This window comes from Enterococcus sp. DIV0806c, assembly GCF_051710905.1.
In the GTDB taxonomy this organism is placed as follows: Bacteria; Bacillota; Bacilli; order Lactobacillales; family Enterococcaceae; genus Enterococcus_B; species Enterococcus_B mundtii.
Window position 1 is genome coordinate 954,772 of the sequence record NZ_JBIOLO010000001.1, and the last position, 20,909, is coordinate 975,680.

15 protein-coding genes are annotated in these 20,909 nt (G+C 35.3%); 14 read left to right on the forward strand and 1 reads right to left on the reverse strand.

The features are described from left to right. The first annotated feature begins 9 nt into the window (after positions 1-9). The 14 genes from IGK77_RS04500 (at position 10) to IGK77_RS04565 (ending at position 19,624) form a co-directional block, all read left to right on the forward strand. The gene (locus IGK77_RS04500; RefSeq protein ID WP_010735938.1) at positions 10-1,230 is read left to right on the forward strand and encodes an ABC transporter ATP-binding protein; all 1,221 of its coding nucleotides are present in this window, start codon (positions 10-12) and stop codon (positions 1,228-1,230) included. Then, positions 1,220-2,806 carry a class I SAM-dependent methyltransferase gene (locus IGK77_RS04505; RefSeq protein WP_074799781.1) on the forward strand — a complete coding sequence of 529 codons (1,587 nt, stop codon included), beginning with the start codon at positions 1,220-1,222 and terminating at the stop codon, positions 2,804-2,806. Before IGK77_RS04500 ends, IGK77_RS04505 begins: the two co-directional genes overlap by 11 nt. A gap of 31 nt (positions 2,807-2,837) precedes the next feature. Continuing rightward, positions 2,838-4,976 (forward strand): glycosyltransferase family 2 protein, encoded by a 2,139-nt coding sequence (locus tag IGK77_RS04510; RefSeq protein WP_071865957.1) that lies wholly within the window; start codon positions 2,838-2,840, stop codon positions 4,974-4,976. A 214-nt stretch (positions 4,977-5,190) separates the two neighbouring features. Next, positions 5,191-6,582, forward strand: coding sequence for a sugar transferase (locus IGK77_RS04515; protein ID WP_071865958.1), 1,392 nt, complete (start codon positions 5,191-5,193; stop codon positions 6,580-6,582). 17 nt (positions 6,583-6,599) lie between these two features. Further along, positions 6,600-7,640 (forward strand): glycosyltransferase family 2 protein, encoded by a 1,041-nt coding sequence (locus IGK77_RS04520; RefSeq protein WP_071865959.1) that lies wholly within the window; start codon positions 6,600-6,602, stop codon positions 7,638-7,640. Between the two features lie 122 nt (positions 7,641-7,762). After that, entirely contained in the window at positions 7,763-8,620 is an 858-nt protein-coding gene (locus IGK77_RS04525; RefSeq protein WP_074799780.1) for a LicD family protein, read from the forward strand. Beyond that, positions 8,621-11,356, forward strand: a complete 2,736-nt coding sequence (locus IGK77_RS04530) for a DUF5776 domain-containing protein (RefSeq protein ID WP_373865787.1) — start codon at positions 8,621-8,623, stop codon at positions 11,354-11,356. Positions 11,357-11,606: 250 nt separating this feature from the next. Beyond that, positions 11,607-12,308 carry an IspD/TarI family cytidylyltransferase gene (locus IGK77_RS04535; RefSeq protein ID WP_071865961.1) on the forward strand — a complete coding sequence of 234 codons (702 nt, stop codon included), beginning with the start codon at positions 11,607-11,609 and terminating at the stop codon, positions 12,306-12,308. Positions 12,309-12,320: 12 nt separating this feature from the next. Next, positions 12,321-13,376 (forward strand): NAD-dependent epimerase/dehydratase family protein, encoded by a 1,056-nt coding sequence (locus IGK77_RS04540; RefSeq protein WP_074799779.1) that lies wholly within the window; start codon positions 12,321-12,323, stop codon positions 13,374-13,376. Beyond that, complete coding sequence (locus IGK77_RS04545) at positions 13,376-14,356, forward strand: glycosyltransferase family 2 protein (RefSeq protein WP_071865963.1); 981 nt, start codon at positions 13,376-13,378, stop codon at positions 14,354-14,356. The genes IGK77_RS04540 and IGK77_RS04545 overlap by 1 nt, the downstream gene beginning before the upstream one ends. Positions 14,357-14,395: 39 nt before the next feature. Further along, a complete protein-coding gene (locus IGK77_RS04550; RefSeq protein WP_256209270.1) occupies positions 14,396-15,790 on the forward strand; it encodes an O-antigen ligase family protein in 1,395 nt (464 codons plus the stop codon). Positions 15,791-15,809: 19 nt separating this feature from the next. After that, entirely contained in the window at positions 15,810-17,027 is a 1,218-nt protein-coding gene (locus tag IGK77_RS04555) for a CDP-glycerol glycerophosphotransferase family protein (protein WP_074799777.1), read from the forward strand. A 204-nt stretch (positions 17,028-17,231) separates the two neighbouring features. Next, positions 17,232-18,638, forward strand: coding sequence for a lipopolysaccharide biosynthesis protein (locus IGK77_RS04560; RefSeq protein ID WP_071865966.1), 1,407 nt, complete (start codon positions 17,232-17,234; stop codon positions 18,636-18,638). A 29-nt stretch (positions 18,639-18,667) separates the two neighbouring features. Next, a complete protein-coding gene (locus tag IGK77_RS04565) occupies positions 18,668-19,624 on the forward strand; it encodes an NAD-dependent epimerase/dehydratase family protein (RefSeq protein WP_074799776.1) in 957 nt (318 codons plus the stop codon). 114 nt (positions 19,625-19,738) lie between these two features. Here the strand turns inward: IGK77_RS04565 and IGK77_RS04570 are convergent, their stop codons facing one another. Further along, positions 19,739-20,893 carry a serine hydrolase domain-containing protein gene (locus tag IGK77_RS04570; RefSeq protein ID WP_071865968.1) on the reverse strand — a complete coding sequence of 385 codons (1,155 nt, stop codon included), beginning with the start codon at positions 20,891-20,893 and terminating at the stop codon, positions 19,739-19,741. Between the last annotated feature and the right edge of the window lie 16 nt (positions 20,894-20,909).

Genomic DNA, 20,909 nt, shown 5'->3' on the forward strand with positions numbered 1-20,909 from the left:
AGTATAGTTATGACAGAATACGCAATTAAATTAAACAACATCACTAAATCATACAATATGTATGCGAAACCGACGGATCGTTTTAGAGAAGCTTTGAATCCGTTCAAGAAATCGTACCATGATGTGTTCTATGCATTGAAAAATATTGATGTAGAGATCAAAAAAGGTGAAATGATCGGTTTTGTCGGTGAAAATGGTTCTGGTAAATCAACGATGCTCAAAATCATTACAGGCGTTTTGACTCCAACAAGTGGAACCATGGAGATCGAAGGAAAGATTTCTGCCTTACTTGAATTGGGTTCAGGTTTTAATCCAGAATATTCTGGATATGAAAATATTTATTTAAATGGAATGGTTCTTGGCTTTTCCCGTGAAGAAGTCGATGCGATGGTGGATGACATCATTGATTTCGCAGATATCGGAGACCACGTTTATCAACCTGTAAAAACTTACTCAAGTGGGATGTTCGTGCGCTTAGCTTTTGCGGTAGCGATCAATGTCAATCCAGATATTCTGATTGTTGATGAGGCACTCGCAGTAGGTGACTTGGAGTTCCAATTGAAATGTATGGAAAAATTTACGGAAATCAAAAATTCTGGGAAGACGATTTTATTTGTTTCCCATGACATCAGCTCGATCCGTCGTTTCTGCGACCGCTCTTACTGGCTAAAAAATGGTGAAGTTGTAGAATTTGGAGATACGATGGATGTGACAACCAATTACGAAAACTTCTTAAAGAAAAAATCAGTAAAAACAGTGGATCGTAACAAAAATCAAGTGGAGCGTTTTGCTGCCCCAGATATCGTCGATGTGTTAAGTGCTGAATTACTAGATGAAAACAAGCAACCGATCGATATGTTAGAACAAGGGGAAGATCTTTATGTAAAGGTCACCTATGAAGTGAAAGATGATACTATCAAAAAACCTGTGTTAGGGATTGCCCTACGAACGGTCGATAATTTCTATGTCTGTGGCTTGAATACTTTACTGGACGATATCACAATTCCTTGGGAAAAAGGAAAAAACGTCTTTTATCTCAAGTATAAGAAGTTAGGCTTACTTGCTGGCGAATACTATTTCGATGTGGCGGTTTTTGAAGAAAATGCCACCGTCCCACTAGTGTATAAAACGAAGTATATGAACTTATTTGTGACGGGTTCTTATATTGGTGAAGGGATCGTAGTCTTGGATCACCAGTGGAAAGAAGGAGATCAAAACAATGAAGTATGATTTCGAGATGGATTTAGATGAACAAAGTAGCGTAGGTAAGATTGTCGGACAAATCAAACCAGGAAGTAAAGTCTTGGAATTTGGTCCTGGCAATGGACGCATGACGAAACATTTGATTGGTGCAAAAAACTGTGAAGTAAGCATCGTTGAACTGGACAAAGAACTATTTGATTACGTCAATGAAATTGCACAAGATGGTTTTTATGGCGACATTGAAAGTTTTGAATGGGCAAAATATTATGCTGGTCAAACATTTGATTATATTTTATTTGCAGATGTCTTGGAACATTTAGTGGATCCTTTGAAGACATTAAAAAAAGTCAGAGAATTTCTAAATGAAGAAGGCGAGATTTTGATTACTTTCCCTAATCTCGTGCATAACTCTGTATTGATTCACCTCTTTAATAACGAATTGCCGTGGGCTTCGTTTGGGCTATTAGATGAAACACATAATTCATTTTATACCCACGAAGGCTTCCAAAAAGTATTTGCAAACGCTGATCTGCACATCAACATTGAAGATTATTTATATCTAGCAGTAGGGGATACTGAATTGAAGTCAGCATATACTGACTTACCAGAAGCAGTTCGTTATGATTTCAAAATGCGCCCATTTGGCGAAGTGTATCAGTATTTCTTTTCATTGAAAAAACACCCAAATGTGGAAGCTAAAATCAATTCACCGCAAAATTCAAATTATGTCAAAATGATGGAAATCATCAAAAAGAGTACGCAAGAAGAAATATTACAGATCCCGTTCAATAATTATACGGGAGAAAACCAAGTATTGACTTTTCCACTGACAGAAGAACCGGCAAGTTTTATTTTTCAATTTGAAAAGCAACCAAGTTACCTTGAGTTCAGTGTTGAAGTAGACGGAGTAAAGCATGATTTTATCGCATCGAATGCGGTCATCAAAACAGCGACAGACTGTTATATCTTTGATGGATCAGAAGCACCAAGACTAGAATTGACCGATATAAGTGGAGAAACGATCAAAATCTCTTGCCATTATCGATTCATTGGTGAATTACCAGCAACGATGGCTGAAGTCCTTAGAGAAATCAAACCTATGGCTGCTGTTCAAAAAGAACTATCTGCTGAAAACGAGAGATTAACAAAAGAAAACCAGCACTTACAAATAGAGAATAAAGAGCAGACGAAAGTCTTGAAGACTACGACTGATCGATATTTTGACTTGTTGCAACCTAACAATTGGGCAATAAAGCCAAAAGGACGATTGGTGAGACCAAAAGAAACGGCAAAAAAAATCCAAGCCAAAGAACTTTCTCTTTGTGTCGACGAAAAAAATTGGGATCCAGAAACAAAAGTACTCAAAATCATTGGATGGGGAATTTCAAATGCGGAACGTAAACCTTTATCTTATAAGTTGTCTGTAGATCAATCACCATTCTTCGAGGTTCAGCAGATTGAGCGAACCGAAGTGAATGAAGCCGAAAAACTTCCTCCCCACACAAAAGCTGGTTTTGAGATCCAGATAGCGTGTGAACAAGAAAAATCATTTTTGATCGAATTGATTGCAGAAAATGGGCAGTCTTGGCTAGTTGAAATATAAATAACTTATTAGGTAAAGGAGTACCAAACCAGTGCAAAAAAAAGAAATTGCTGTATTTATCGATAAAATCACTCGTGAGCGGGCGACCGGCGATTTATTGATCGTTGGTTGGGCAATCGATGAAGTAACGAAAGAAATACCGACGATCCAAGTTGAAAAAGAAAATATTATAGCAAAAAATACACCAGTCGTGCGTTTAGATATCAATCATCTCTATGATTTGGACGTAAAGACGCAAAGTGGTTTTAATCTTCGATTATCTGGAAAGATGAAGGGGAAAGCAATTTTAGATTTTCAAACGAAAGATCATCAAAATGGAATAGCCGTCAAATTGAATGGACGCTATCCTTATGATGATGGCATCGAGTCGAGTTTGGAAAAGAAAAAACGATTGTTAAAAAAAGGCTTGAACTATGCTCGGACGCATGGCCTAAAAAAGGCTGTACGTCGTGTGAAAATGGAATTGAAACCAGGTTCCATCGACTATGCGCAATGGATCGCTAAGCATGAACAAATTGACGTTGCAGCACAAAAAACAAAAGCGCAAGCCTTTGCCTATCGTCCATTGATTTCTGTCGTGATGCCAGTTTATAACGTAGAAATCAAATGGCTAGAAAAATGTATCGATTCTGTGATTGCTCAAACATATGACCATTGGGAATTGTGTATCAGTGATGATGCCTCTACCGATCCTAAAATCCATAAATGTTTAGAACGTTATCAGCAAAAAGATCCACGGATCAAAGTTGTCTTTCGTGAAGAAAACGGTCATATTAGTTTAGCCACGAACTCTGCACTTGAGATCGCTGAAGGAGAATTCATGGCACTACTTGATAACGACGACGAACTTCCTGTCAATGCATTGTTTGAAGTAGTCAATGTCTTGAATGATCGGCCAGAACTTGATTTGATTTATAGTGATGAAGATAAGATCGATGCTGATGGCAATCGCTTCGATCCTCATTTTAAAGCAGACTGGTCACCTAATACGTTGATGGGAAATAACTATATTTCTCATTTAGGCGTCTATCGATTAAGTATCGTCAAAGAACTAGGTGGCTTCCGAAAAGGCTATGAAGGTTCACAAGATTATGACCTAGTTCTCCGTTTTACAGAAAAGATCCCAGCAGATCATATTTATCATATCGATCGTGTCCTTTACCATTGGCGTACGATTCCAGGATCAACAGCTAGTAGTGGTGAAGCTAAAAGTTATATTTACGATTCTGGTGTGAAAGCTTTGACGGATGCATTAGCTCGCAGGAATATCAAAGGTAATGTGCGTCCAGGAAGAATCTCAGGGTTTTATGAGATCAATTATGATGTCCTACAAGAGGAGCTAGTCAGCGTCATCATCCCAACCAAAAATGGGTATGACGATTTGAAAATGTGTATTGATTCGATCATCGAAAAAACGACCTATCCTAACTACGAGATCATTGTAGCTGATAACGGTAGTACTGATCCTAAGATGCAAAATCTTTTTGACTCCTACAAGGAACAACTGAAAGAACGCTTCATTGTAGAGTTGATCGATATTCCCTTCAACTATTCTCGCATCAATAACCTTGCGGCTGAAAAAGCTAGTGGAAAGTATTACTTATTCTTGAACAATGATACCGAAGTGATTGCTCCTAATTGGATGACAACAATGGTCTCATATGCTCAGTTTGATTCGATCGGCTGTGTTGGCGCCAAACTTTACTATCCAGATGATACGACTCAACATGCGGGTGTACTCGTTGGAATCGGTGGCGTCGCTGGTCATGCGTTGAATAATTATGACCGCACACATTGTGGCTATTTCGGACGATTAGTGATCGACGTCGATTATTTAGCAGTGACTGCCGCTTGTATGATGGTCAAAGCAGATGATTTCAAAGCGGTGGGTGGCTTCGATGAGACATTAAAAGTTGCCTTCAATGATGTAGACTTATGTCTTAAAGTCTATGAATTGGGTCGAAACAATGTATATGCTCACCAAGTTGAGCTTTATCACTTTGAGTCAAAATCTCGCGGGTATGAAGATACGCCAGAAAAGCAGAAACGCTTTGCGGGTGAAATCAAAAAAATGCAAGATAAATGGCCCAAATATATCGCACATGATCCTTTCTATAATGACAATTTGACAAAACAAGGAATTGGCGATTTTTCATTACGACCAGAATGATTCTTGCATATTATGCTATGCCTTCAACAAAACTTGATACCTCATCAAGTCTTGTTGAAGGCATATTTTATGGGGACTGTTTTTGACACAACAGTGTTGCTAAAGCTACTAAGAGAAACTTTGAAATTAGGTTACAATTTGGTTATCCACTATGTTTTTAAAGTGTGCTATGGTAAGATGATAGAGGTATTATTTTGTGGTTAGGAGTGTATACATGAATAAAAATGGAGAATGGAATGCTGCTCGTCGGATATTCATTATCATGCTGGATGTCTTAGTTTACAATGCAGCAATATATATAAGTTTCTTATTGAAATTTCAAGGAGAAATTCCCACACGGAATTTTGAGACCTTTCAACATTCTGCAGTGTTTATATCTATTATCTTTATCGTCTTAAATATTTTATTAGGGGCATACGTCTTTTATAATCGAATGATCAGTGACATTATATTTGTGACCGTAATAGGGCAAGTATTGATGTCTTTAGGCGTAATGGTGGTAACTTTCGCTGGTCGATGGTTTGCCTTTCCACGGGCAGTTATTCTTTTATCTTTGGTAGTTGGAACAATTTTACTGAGCTTATACCGTATTTTGGTCTACAAATTATATTTGAAAGTCAGTAGAGACAAAAAAGTAGTGATCGTTGGACTTGAAAAAGATGTTGCTCCAGCAATCCAAAATTTCCAATCTAAAAAAAATAATAAACATAAAGTTGAAGCGGTCGTTATCGATAACTATTATGAGAACATCAAGAAGATGATCGATACGATCGATATCGTCTACTTGTCATCACATATTGAAGAAAATGAAAAAATCAAAATCTATCAATTGATCACTAAGAAAGAAAAAAAATTATTCTTGAATACGACTTTTGAGAACTTAACAATGATCAATCCAAATATCATGAACTTTGAAGATGAAAGTATCATTGAAGCATCTGGTTTCAAGATACAACCAGAAGATGAATTGTTCAAACGATTATTCGATATTATCATCTCCTTTATCTTACTGATCCTTGCATCACCTTTCATGTTGCTTACAGCAATACTAGTCAAAGTGACTTCACCAGGACCAGTGATCTATAAACAAGTCCGTATCACTAAAAATCAAAAAGAATTTTCAATCTATAAATTCCGGTCAATGACAGCGACAGCGGAAGCAAAATCAGGGCCTGTCTTAGCGAAAAGTAATGATGCTCGAGTAACACCGGTCGGTAAATTTATCCGTGCTGTACGTTTTGATGAATTGCCACAGATTTTTAATGTGTTAAAAGGCGACATGTCGATTGTCGGACCACGCCCAGAAAGACCTTTTTTTGTGGATCAATTCAATGCAGAAAATCCTTATTACTATTTGAGACATAATGTCCGTGCAGGCATCACCGGCTATGCCCAAGTTTATGGAAAATATGTTTCTGACTATAACAGCAAGTTACGCTTTGATTTGTTGTATATCAAAAAATATTCGTTAATGATGGATCTAAAGATTTTATTGCAAACGATCAAGATCCTTTTTGATAAAATGTCTTCCCAAGGGTTAGAAGAGGATGAAAATGCTAGTTCACTGCAGGAAATAGATTTTCCAAAAGAACGAATTTATCGCTAGATCGGGAGGCACATAAAATGATAGAACCAAAATTTAGCATTATTGTGCCAGTCTATAATGCGCAATCCACGATAAAAAAAACGATCAAAACATTACAGACATTGGACTACGATGATTATGAAGTGATCATCGTCAACGATGGTTCAACAGATGATACTGAAAAAATGATTGTCACATTGACTGAAGGAAATCCAATTTTTCAATTGATAACAACGGAGAATAATGGCCCAGGTATTGCAAGAAATATTGGTATTGAACAGGCAAAGGGTTCTTATATTTTATTATTTGATGCCGATGATGAACCGAGCAAATCGATTTTAAAGAACTATGATCAACTACTTACCAATCATCCGCAGACAGATTTGATAGTCAGCTCTTTTCTTTTTAGAACGATGGATAATGAAAAAGTAGTATCCGAAAAAGTGAATCAGGTACCTGATTCCATTTATCGAAGCCATGAAACATTTTTAGAAGACATGTATCATTTGATGAATCAACAACTAATGTATGTGGTATGGAATAAGTGCTATCGCAGAGATATAGTCATAGCACAAAATATTCGATTTAGAAATTACCGTAGCTGCGAAGATCGTATCTTTAATTTAGAATACTATCAACATTGCCAATATGTGGTCATGAATCCAATCGTTGAATATACGTATGAATTCGTTGGAGGAAAGGGTATCACTAATAAATATTATCCTAATAAATTTCAAACCTTCAAAGAATTTTATTTGATAGCAAACGATGTAACAAATCAAATAAACAAACCCGGAATGGCTGCACTTTTATTAAAAGGAACGACTTCAGTGATTTTTTCTATTTATGGCAATTCCGATCAAACATCTAAAGAAAAAAACAGAGAAGCAAAAAAAGTTTTAGCTGATCCGGTGATTCTTGAAGCTAAAAATATAGCTTTGACAGATTCAACGGCTAAAAAGGTTACGAAGCTTCTGTATAAATTACCTGCACCGATTTTTTTATCGGCTGTTAGAATAGGTAGTTTTGTAGAAGAAAAGATGCCAGGATTGATGGCTTTCTTAAAACGATCGTATTAAAAAGCACGCTCAATCAGTTGAGCGTGCTTTTTCGTAATGTTTTTTAACCAAATGGCAACTTGTAAAAAACACACGCTTGTGCGAAAATATATAAGAAATTAAAAATGGATGAGGCTGTAATAATGTATAGTAATGATGTAGAACTAAAAAATGTGCAAAAAGTCGTACTTGAAATGTCAAAGTACTTTGTTGAATTTTGTAATGAGAATGGATTGGTATGTTATTTTTGTGGCGGTGGCTGTATTGGATCGATTCGTCATCAGGGATTCATACCTTGGGATGATGACTTAGATTTTTTTATGCCTAGACAAGACTACGAGAAACTAAAGATCCTTTGGAACAAACATGCAAATAAGGATCGTTATCCGTTATTATTTGCTTCATTAGATTACAATGATCATAATTCGTTTATGACTATTCGTGATACAGAAACAACGTTTGTAAAAACGTACCAAGAAAATATGGATATCCCACATGGTATTCCTATCGACATTTTTCCATTAGATGGTGCACCAGAAAGCAGATATAAACAAAAGATTCAAAAAATATGGGCATTGATCTATGCTTTATTCTGCTCACAAGTAGTACCAGAAAAACATGGGGGGCTTTTAGCTACTGGAAGCAGAGTACTTCTGAATATCTTTAGCTCTAAAAAAGCACGATATAAGATTTGGCGTTTCGCTGAAAAACAAATGAGTAAATATCCATTTGGTTCAACAAAGTATGTGACAGAGTTGTGTGTCGGGCCAAAATATATGGGTAATATTTATAAGTTGGATGATTTTAAATCTGCAGTTTTTGTCCCTTTTGAAGATGTCAAGATGCCGATTCCAATCGGTTATGATCGCTATTTGAAACAAGTTTTTGGAGAATATATGGAACTACCTCCAATAGAAGATCGGCAACCCCATCACGAGGCTGTTGTTCTTGATACAAAAGTATCATACAAAAAAAGACATAATAAAAATAAGGAGAATTAAATGGTGAAGAAAAATACAAGAATGTTGCCCAGAAAAATCAGCATTAAAAAGATCTTGTCAGGAACACTTTTGTGCACAATGCTATTGAATGGTTTTGCTCCTAGTATGTCTGCAAATGAAATTCAGTTTTCAAAAGCCAAAACAGGTAAAGATATTTCAGCTGTCCAACAAAGTGATACCACTACCGAAGATACAGCGGGAAGTACATCGAGCAGCTCAACTGAGAATGTAGAAGAGAGTACTGCTACTACAGAAACAATATCAGAGAGCTCTACCACTACGGATGAGTCAAGTGAGTCCGTAGAAAATAGTTCGACTACAACAGAAACTGGAGATAGTTCTTCAACAACCGAGAGTAGCTCTACAAACCAAGAAACGACAGAATCAACTGATGAGGCTGCAAAACAACAATCAACTGAAGATGTCGAAGTTGGTAAACAAGGAACAAACCATAAAAAAGGTACGTATGCAATGCAATCTGGTGGGATATCTTTGCGAGCAGCATCAGTGATTGACAAAGTTTATGCGAACAATCCTAATCTTCCAGGTAAACATTTTATAGATGTAGCTAGTTGGAATGGAAATATTTCAGTAGCTGAATACCAAAAAATAAAAAGTTATGGTGTGACATCTGTATCGGTGAAATTAACAGAAGGAACTTCATACACTAACCCTTATGCTGAGAATCAAATTAACAATGCAAAAGCTGCTGGCTTGACAGTTTCTGCCTACCATTACAGTTTATATACATCAGCCCAAACTGCACAAGCCGAAGCAAATTATTTTGCTGATGCTGCAAATCGATTGGGATTAAATAAGAATACGATCATGTTCAACGACGCAGAAGACCCTACGTTGATTAACAACGGAAGAGACGCACATAATAATTCGCTAGCTTTTAACAGACAACTACAGGCAAAAGGTTTTTCTAATGCAGCTCTATATATAGGAAAATATTGGATCACTAACGGATATATCAATACTTCGGCTTTCGGTAAAGATCGGGTATGGGTAGCGCAATACCCTTATTCACCAGATCAATCAATGCAATGGAACAATGACCATGGCGCGTGGCAGTGGTCTTCTAATATGCACTTCCCTGGGATTGCTAATTATGAAAACAGACCATTTGATATCTCAATGAGTTACAGTGCATTTTTCAGTGCGCCTAATCCCGGTCCAGATCTAAGTAAATATTATACAACCAATCCAGGTAGAGTCATTGTCAAACAAGATGATAACTTTTACAATGATGTGAATTTTACTGATCCAGGTCTTAGAGTCAAAAAAAATACTCTTGTGACTGTAAAAAGTATTCAGACAACTGCTAGCGGTATCCCTCGATTGTATACAGATAAAGGCTACTTAACGGCGAATAAATCATATGTAGTTGCGGCTCAGAGCAATATCGATTCATACTTCACAACGAATCCTAAAAAAGTTCGTTTAAAAGCAGATGATTATTATTACGCAGACACAGACTTCAAGCAACGTTTGAATAAAGTGTCAAAAGGTACCATTGTAGAAGTAGAGGATCTAGCGTATACCCAATCAGGCATTTTCCGTCTTAAAACAAAGAATGGTTATTTAACAGCTAATAAAAATATAGTTGAACAATTTTTAGAAATGTCAGATTTATATTATACAGCAAATCCTGGTCAAATCATTACTTTAAAAAATGATCAATATTATAAAGACGTTGAGTTTTCGACAGCAGGTGAATCTGTCCCAACCGGTACAGTCATAAAAGTAACAGGTATCGAAAAAACTAAAAGTGGGATTCCTCGTCTCAAGACAAATAAAGGCTATTATACTGCTAATAAAGACTACGTGATCGCTACAGTATCTGGCATTGATAATTACTACACGATGCGTCCGACACAGGTTGTTTTAAAAGCAAATGACGCCTATTATCGGGACCCTGAGTTTTTGCATAAAGGAGCGTCGGTCAATAAAGGAACCTTGGTAAATGTAACCGGGGTTGAATATCGTGAAAATGCAGTCCCACGTTTGATTACACCAAAAGGCTATTTAACTGCGAATAAAAGTTACGTACAAGAAGTGCCAAGTAACATCAACGATTATTACTATAGCAATATCAATCAAGTAGTCATGAAGAAGAACGATAGTTACTATAAAGATGTTTCATTCAGCCAAAAAGGCGATCCTGTCTTAAAAGATGAAGTGATCAAAGTGCAAGATATCGTCTTCACTACTAGTGGCATCCCACGTTTAAAAACAGCCAAAGGTTATGTGACAGCAAATAAATCTTATGTTATGACATTAGTTTCTAATAGTGATAACTATTTCATAGAAAACCCAAGGAAAATCATTATGTTAAAAGAGGATCGTTATTATTCGGATCTTGCTTTTAATAATCCTGGGGCGACTATTCCAAAAGGTAGAGTAATCGATGTATTAGGTGTAGAATTTACAACTACAGGAGTTCCTAGATTAAAAACTGCCAATGGGTATATCACAGCAAATAAAACATATGTGACAGCTGCAGCAAATAGCAATAACAACTACTTTGTGACCAATCCAAATAAAGTGCAACTTTTGGTAGATGACCATTATTATAAGGATCTGAACTTTACTCAAAAAGGAAATGCAATTAAAAAAGGGACGATTTTGACAATCGAAGGTATTGAATATACCGCATCAGGTATGCCAAGATTGAAAACAGCGGATGGTTACATTACAGCAAATCAAGCCTATGTAAAAAAAGTAAACTAATACAATAAAACCAGGGACATGAAAAGATCAACTATTTTATGTTCCTGGTTCTTTCTAGTGCGTAAAAATTTAACTAGATAAATGTTTGTCGTTAGGACATTTTACCTGGCATAATATAGAAAACATTGAAACTTATTGGTAGTTGTGAGAAAATGTAAAAGGTTGAATGCAGTTTGACACTGGATTATTATTAGAACATTAAATATGACAAATACTTCATGTACTTGTAAAGGGAAGGAATTTAAATCGAATGATTACAGCTGTTATTATCGCCGGTGGAGTGGGCAAAAGAATGGGACAAGATATCCCAAAACAATTTATCAATATTGAAGGAAAACCGATTATTATTTATACCTTGGAATCATTCCAACACCATCCACAAATTGATCGAATATTAGTGGTTTGTAAATCAGGTTGGGAAGAAACGATGTGGGCGTACATCAAGGAATTCAATATCAGTAAAGTTCAGTGGGTGATTACTGGTGGTTCAAAAGGTCAAGAATCGATTAATAATGGTGTACAATTCTTAAGGGATTATTCTGAGGACGATGACACGATCATCATTCATGACGGCATTCGTCCATTAGTTGATGAACTTGTTCTGTCTGATGTCATCGTAAAATGTAAGGAATTTGGAAATGGTGTCACTTCACTTCCTTATAATGAACAGATTTTTATCAAAAAAACAGAAGAAACGACGGAACAATATGTGGATCGTAATACGTTGCGACGTGTTTCGACACCACAAGCATATCAGTATGGTAAATTGCGAGCTGCATATGATCGAGCAGTAAAAGAGAATATTGGTATGACGGATTCTTCTTATACAAATACGATGATGGTGGATCTAGGTGAAACACTTTATTTTGCTGCTGGTTCAGACAAAAATATCAAATTGACAACTAGAGAAGATTTAGATTTATTCAAAGCATACTTAAAAATGAAAGACTAGGTGGTGAGATAGATGGCTTTAAATACAAATCCGCTATATATAAATGATTTGCAAAAAGTGATCGACCACGTTGAGGGTATCAAAGACTTAAATGGAAAATCACTTTTGATGATTGGTGCATCTGGAATGGTCGGATCGTTTTTAGTCGATACGATCATGTTAGCAAATGATCATTTAGGAATCGATATTAAAGTATATGCGATGGGGAGAAATCGTAAGAAGCTAGAAGCACGATTTGAAAAGTATCAATCAAGTAATAATTTTCAAATCGTAGAAGGGGATGTTACTGAACCTTTAGATCCTTCTATCAAAGCTGATTACATCATTCATGGAGCTAGTAATACGCATCCTAGAGCCTATGCGACAGATCCTATTGGGACGATCATGACTAATTTAGCTGGCACGGAACAAGTCTTAAAGCACGCAGTAGCTACGAATGCTACACGCACACTATTTTTATCTACTGTAGAAATATATGGGGAAAATAGAGGAGATGTAGATAAATTTAAGGAAGACTACTGTGGCTATATCGATTGTAATACGCTAAGAGCCGGTTATCCTGAAGGTAAGAGAGTCAGTGAATCCTTGTGTCAAGCGTATATCGCTAAACATGATCTAGATATTGTCATACCAAGATTATGCCGTACATTTGGACCTACGATGTTATTATCTGATTCAAAAGCTTCTTCACAATTTATTTTGAATGCAGCTCGAGAAGAAGATATCGTTTTAAAAAGTGAAGGCAAACAGTATTTTTCTTATATTTATGTTGGTGATGCAGTCTCTGCCATCCTCCATTTGATGATCCACGGTAAAAACGGAGAAGCGTATAATGTATCAGAAGAGGCTTTTGACATGCAATTAAGAGATCTTGCGGGAAAATTGGCAGAAATAAACAATAAAAAAGTTATCTTTGAATTGCCTGATGAAACTGAAAAAAAAGGTTTCTCAAAAGCAAATACAGCAATCTTAGACAATCAAAAACTCAAGGAAACTGGGTGGAATTCAGCATTTACACTTGAAGAATCTTTAGCTCACACAGTAAAATTAGTTAAGGATGAAGTTTAATGTGTACAATTAGTATAATCGTGCCTGTATATAAAGTAGAGAAGTATTTAAAAAAATGTGTTGATTCTATTATTGCACAAACTTTTACTGATATTGAAATTATTTTAGTCGATGATGGTTCTCCAGATGATAGTGGGAAAATATGTGACGAATATGCGGTTCAAGATAAACGTATAAAGGTCATTCATAAAGAAAATGGCGGATTGAGTAGTGCTCGTAATGCGGGTATTGAGATGGCTAAAGGAAAGTATTTAGGATTTATTGATAGTGATGATTATATTGCTGAAGATATGTTTGAAATATTGTATGATCAGTTACTGGATTATGATGCGGATATAGCTACAATAGGCATGATCGATGTGTATGAAAACAAAGAAACAAAGGTCAATAACTTAAAATTAGTTGAAGTTCTAGATCAAAAAGATGCGATAAAAGCTGTTCTAGATAGTACAGATGTATACGCGTATGCAGTCAATAAACTTTATAAAAAAGAACTTTTCGACACTGTACGCTATCCTATTGGGAAAATTGTAGAAGATGCTTTTATAATTATGGATCTATTACTTCAATGTGATAGGATAGTTACTAATACTGAACAAAAATATTATTATTATCGAAGAAATGACAGTATTACTGGATTGTCTTTTTCGACTAAAAATTTTGATGTGATTGAAGCATGGGAAAAAAATGGTGAGTTAGTGAAGAACGCTTACCCAGAACTTTCAGATTCGATCCATCGTAGAATATGTTGGGCATATTTTGATGTTTTAGATAAGATAGCGATCAGTGATAATAGTGAATCAAAAGAAATCAGAAAACCGCTAGTGAAATTTTTAAAATCGAATTTCATGTTTGTAATGAAAAATCCAATATTCACTAAAAGTCGAAAACTGTCGATGCTTGCATTAATGATAAGTAATTTATGTTATGATACATTAGCCAAGATAAAATATAATTATGTAACTAAGAAAAATAGTTGATGGCTTAAAAATGAATGTGACAGGAGAAGAATGAGTTTTATGGAAACAAAAAAAGATGATTATCTTCAAAAAGGTAAAAATATTTTTATAGTAGGGTTATTGGTCCTGCTCATCAGTAGAGCAGTTGGTGCGTACAGTTTACTTCCTTCTACAATTGATAGTGTACTGTTTTCGATATTAGCGATATTTGGTTCAATTGTATTATTAGCTGATTTTTTTACTAGAGTATTGAAAAAAAATCGTTGGACATATGATATCTTGCTACTTTTATTTATCGTTATCATGTGTATTTCTAGCTTGATAAACATGAAGTACGGTATATTTGGTAATCTCAAATTTATTGTATGGCAAGCATTATATTTCTTTATTGTCTATGACAATGGAATCAGCAGTGATAGAAATAAGGCCGATCACTTATTATCGATCATAAGTGGAACATTGATAGTGATTTGGACTAGTTTAGTAGTCGTTTCATTAGGGATGTTTTTGACTCAGTACAATTATTCAGTCCAATTAAGCAGAGTCAATCCCCTTAGAATAGGTATGTTGGAAGGTAGACTATTTGGTGTATTTTCTGATCCAAACTATGGTTCCGTGATGTGTGTAGTAACGATCTTTCTTAGCTTGTATTATATCTTTAGTAAGAAATATTCAAACAAATGGTTGTTGACAGGTGTGTATTTTTCAATCTTCTTAAATATCAGTTACATCATTTTATCAGGTTCTAGAAATGGCTTGATTACTTTATTAGTGACAACTTTTGTTTTTGTTTTCTTTTCGATGTATCAGTATCAATTAAAGAAAAAAATGAACCTTCTTTTAAACATCTTGCTTTCAATAGTAAGTGGGGTGGCTGTTATGGCCATTGTTTTTGGCGGAGCTCAGTTGATCAAAATCGGATGGTCATATTTTCCACAGTTTTTTGAGAAAAAACAAACTGGAATTACAGCAGGTAGAGTCAACTTAACAAGGCCCGATGTGGCACAAAGTACAGATGTATCTAATTTACGTTTTACTATTTGGAAAAGTGCTGTAGAGATTTTTCAATCAAGTTGGTTATTTGGTACTTCCCCTAAAAATATGATTGCTTATGCACAAGATGTTTTACCAAATACTTATATTGCACAACGTAATTTTTCTGTACACAATGCGTATTTGAATACTCTAGCATCTACTGGGATATTAGGTGGTCTAACATTTGTTGCTTTCATCGTTAGTAAAGCAGCTCGTATCATCACCCTTTTATTCAAACCAATCACTAATTTATTTGGTACACGAATGATTTATTGTATTTGTGGTATTTTTGCATTAGCATTTTCTGGATTTTTCCATAATGAAATGATTCTTGTGAATATTTCTGGCGCATTCTTATTCTGGTTTTTACTTGGTGAAGTAATCGGGAAGCTAAAAGCAAGCGATGGAATGAATCAATAAGAATGTGAGGAAAAGTTATATGATAGCGTCGCTTAAAAATAAAATCGATCGGATGATTTTTGTAGTCAAAAGTCTCTTCTTGCGAGTAGGAAGATACGCTGTTTTTTATTGTTGTTATCCATTTTTAGTCATGCAACCTTTAAAAAGAAATAAAATCGTTGTTTCTAGCTATTTTGGAAAAGGTTATGGAGATAATCCTAAGTATATTTGTGAATATTTACTATCCCAAAAAAATGATTTAGACATTGTTTGGTTATGTAAGCCAGAAGTCCTTCAACATCAAGCAGATCTATTTCCAGATACGATAAGGTTAGTGAAAAATAAATCAGTTCGAGCATTGATTGAGATGTTCACGGCTAAGATTTGGATCGACAATTGTCGTAAAAGCTTTTATCCACCCAAAAGAAAAGGACAGTTTTATCTCCAGACCTGGCATGCTGGATTCGGACTCAAGCGAATCGAGAATAATGCAGCTGGTAAATTAAAACCAAGATATGTAAAATTAGCCAAAAAAGATTCTCAAATGTGCGATCTATTGGTTTTTGAAAGCTCTGATCTATTTAAAGATATCGGTAAAATGTTCTGGTATGAGGGAGAAATTTTTAGAGAAGGTGTTCCTAGAAATGACGTGATCGTCAATAACGATCCCACTATCATCCGTAAAGTGTATGAGTATTATCAAATTCCAACAGACCAAAAAATTGTTTTATACGCACCGACCTTTAGAGCAGGAGAACTGATAAAAGTCAGTCCAGATTTTTTGGAGCAAGTTAGAAAAGCTTTCTCAGATAAATTTGGCATCGACTATCAGATGCTTATCCGTCTTCATCCAAATGATACGGAGAATAAAAAACAGATTTTAGGAGAATTAGATAACTCTACTCTTATTGATGCTTCTGACTATAATGATATGCAAGAATTGTTGTGCGCAACAGATGTATTGATCACAGATTATTCTTCAACTATCGGTGAAGCATTAGTATCTAACAAAAAGTGTTTTATCTATGCGTATGATTATGACCAATATCTAGAAAATAGAGGTCTAGTAATGGATTTAGCAGACTTGCCATTTCCGTTGATTAGAAGTCAAGAAACATTCATTGAAGGTATTGAGAATTTTGATTTGGACGAGTATCTAGCTAAAATGGAAGAATTTAAACAAGGCTTGAATATTTCCGAATCTGGTCATGCAAGTAAAACATTAGGAGATCGTTTGTTGATTGAGATGTCTAAGTAGTTAGTTATAGACAAGACAGAGTTTGGGGTTGTTACAAACGTTAATTTAGGCACCTATGGACCTCTAAAACTGAATAAATAGAGGTTCATAGGGCTTTTTAAACTTGGTCAAAGGGCATGCCAGAAGTAGTTTCTTCGGAAATAAACAGAATACTTTTGGCACGATATCAAACTCAAATTTATTCTGAAAGGTCGTAAAAGAAGTATGAGTAAATACAAAAAATTAGTCGGGAATTCTTTCATATTCGCAGTAGGTAATTTAGGGAGTAAACTAATATCATTCGTATTGGTTCCACTTTATACATATTATCTAACTACACAAGAATATGGGAAGGTTGACTTAGTTACGACAACTGTCAGCCTATTGATCCCAATTGTTTCAGGAGGAATATCTGTTGCTGTTTTAAGATTTGCACTGGACAAAGATGTAGATAAAAAATCAGTCGTAACAAATGCTACGATCATTGCAATAATTGGGATTGTGATTACAGCGTTATGTTACCCATTATTGGCAATGACTGGTGCTTTTGATCAAATACTTCTAGCATTTATGTTTTTACTGGCATTTCAAGTATTTACACAAATCATTGCACAATTTGCTAGAGGTAACGGACAAGTTCGTATTTTTGCTTTTAATGGTATGATCAAAACTCTAGCGATCGGATTATTGAATATTTACTTCCTGGTAGTATTAAAAATGGGATTGAATGGATATTTGATATCATTGATACTTGCGGAAATCATTTCCTTCATTTATCTTGCATGTACAACACCATATTTTAAAGATTTTTCTGTTAAACTTATTAATAAATCTTTTATGAGAGAGATGCTAGTTTTTTCGATTCCGACTATTCCTAATGATGTCTTATGGTGGTTTGTCAATAGTGCAAGTCGATACTTTATTTTGTATTTTCTTGGAGTAAGCGCAAACGGAATCTATGCTGTCGCTAATAAAATACCTTCTGTTATCTCTATGATGCAGTCTGTTTTCTCACAAGCATGGCAGATTTCTCTTGTTGACGAGCGAGACTCAGAATCTCGTGGAGAATTTCATGCAAATATTTTTAAATATTATTCATTTTTGCTATTTTTTACAGCTTCATCGATCATGGTGATTTTAAAGTGGCTTTTAGGTAATTTAGTCCAAAGTTCATTTTTTATCAGTTGGCAAGTCACTCCGTTTTTATTGATTTCTGCTATTTATTCTGGATTTATCGGTTTCTATGGACAGTTTTATATTGCAGAAAAGAAAACAAAAGGATTGATGAATACTTCATTGATTTCCGGTTTACTGAGTGTCATACTTAACTTTCTTTTCATTTCATCTTTTGGCTTGATAGGGGTTGGATTTGCTTCGATGATCAGCTTGTTTGTTGGTTGGATGATTCGAATTTATGATACAAGTAAATTTATCACTGTAAATATAAATGTATGGAATATCGTATTAAATCATGTAGTTTTGGCCGCCCAAGTTGCATTGATCTTTTTATTCGATGGGTTATTGTTGATTGGATTAGAATTAGTTTGCTTAATTGCTTTATTATTTGTTAATATGGACATCGTAAAAGGTCTTTTAAAGACTGGTAAACGCATGGTACATTCAAGAAAATAAAAATATCAAAAATAGAGGAGTGAGTTCAAATGAATTCTATTTTAATAACTGGTGGAGCCGGCTTTATCGGTTCTACACTAGCCAATCATTTGAGTGAAAATAATAAAGTGGTCGTTATTGACGATCTATCTATGGGAAATAAAGAAAATCTTGATTCTACCAAAAACATTGTCTTCGTTGAGGAGGATGTAGCTGATGAAAAAGTAATGGAAGAGCTATTGAACAATCACCAGTTTGACTATATCTTCCATTTAGCTGCTATAGCTAGTGTTGCTGATTCCGTTGAACGTCCATTGGAAACTCATCGAGTGAATTTTGATAGTGTCTTGATGTTACTTGAGTTGATTCGTAAGTATCAGCCAAATTTAAAGCGTATTGTATTTAGCTCTTCTGCAGCTGTTTATGGAGATGAACCAACACTACCTAAAAAAGAAGAGTCAGTTATTCGACCGTTGACGCCTTATGCTATTGATAAATTTGCCGCTGAACAATATGTACTTGATTATTGCCATTTGTATGATGTGCCAGGAACTGCGGTACGTTTCTTCAACGTATACGGTCCAAATCAAAATCCAAATTCGCCATATAGTGGGGTGATCTCGATTTTAGTGGATCGCTATAAAAAGCAACTTGCTGATGAAAAAGCGTCATTTACTTTATTCGGCGATGGCAGTCAATCAAGAGATTTTGTCTATGTTGAAGATGTTGTGCAAGCTTTATTACTTGTTTCTAAAGAAGAAAAAGCACTAGGGCAACAATTCAATGTTGGAACGGGGAACAGTACAACTTTACTTGAGTTGATCCAGACAATCAATCAGATTCTTGAAGTTGAATTACTGTTAGATTATCAAGAGGAGAGAGTAGGAGATATCCACGACTCTTTAGCTGATATCACTAAGCTTTCAGCACTAGGTTACCAACCTAAACATAGCATACTTGATGGCATGAGAAAATATTTAGCAACAGAAATAAATACGACAAAATAATAAATTTTCTTTATTCAGGAAACAACAGAGAAAACCTTGTATCAAGCCAAATTGCTTATACAAGGTTTTCTTCGTTCTTATTCAATTATCACAGATGACAGGTCAACACATTGCTTATTCATCATTTCCCATCAATTTATAAATCTGATCTCTAAGGTCGGTGGCAGTTGTTTTATATTTTTTATCGGCTTGGATATTACTTTCTAGCACAACTGCATCAGAGGTATCTTTTTTCATTGCTAATACCGCATGGAAACGATTGATGTTTCCTTGAGCAAATATTGTATCCCTTCCACTATAGACCCCACCATTATATGGACGCCCACTCAAATTCTTTCCCCATAGAGAAAAAAGTAAATCTTTTGGAATCAATTGCCCTTTTAATACTTTTGTAAAAAATTCATTCAAATCATAGACGGACATACTGATATTCCCAGTTCCTAATTCATTACGTATATCTGTTTCAGATTCAGTCAAAGCTTGATGATAATCATCGTCTGGACTCATTTGATAAGAGACTGCGTGTTCTGAAGTGTTTTTGACTTGGTCATAGAAGGTCGTCTGTTTCAATTGTAAGGGAGTGATGATTTGATCATACACCAACTTTTCGTATGGCTGATGGGTCAATTTCATTAAAATACCTGTTAGTAATGTGAAATTCAATGGTTCATATTTGTAACTTTGATCATTGGTATATTCGAGATGGTCTATGGCAAACTGGATCACCTCTTGGTCATTCATCGGTACGGTCGGAGAAGCTGTTTTTTTCAATCCTGATCGCATATATAATAAATCTTTGATCGTGATTTTATTGCTACCGTTGATTTGGGGATAAAATTTAGCCAGTTTTGTATCTAAAGAAAGTTTCCCTATATCCACTTGTTTTAGAATCAGTAGCGCAGTCATTGCTTTTTGGATCGAACCAATTTGATAATACAGAGATGGAGTATTTGGTTGCTGTGCTTCTTCGTTAGCGTATCCGTAGCCCTTTTCAAGGATCACTCGATTGTTTTTACGAATATAGACAGATCCAACATAATCATTTTTTTGTAACAATTGGTCGATTTGATCGGCAAGGACCTGTTCGTCTTTGGTCAAATCTAGGGAATCGTTTGCCACTTGAATCGAGGCGGATACTCTTGACTGTGCCATTTCATAGGTAGACCAAGTGATGATTCCAATAGTGACGACTAAAATGAATAAGCAGATTTTTTGAGAGAAAGAAAAATGGGAAGCTTGTTTTCTTCTTAAATGTTTCCTTTTGTTCATGTATATCAATCCTTCC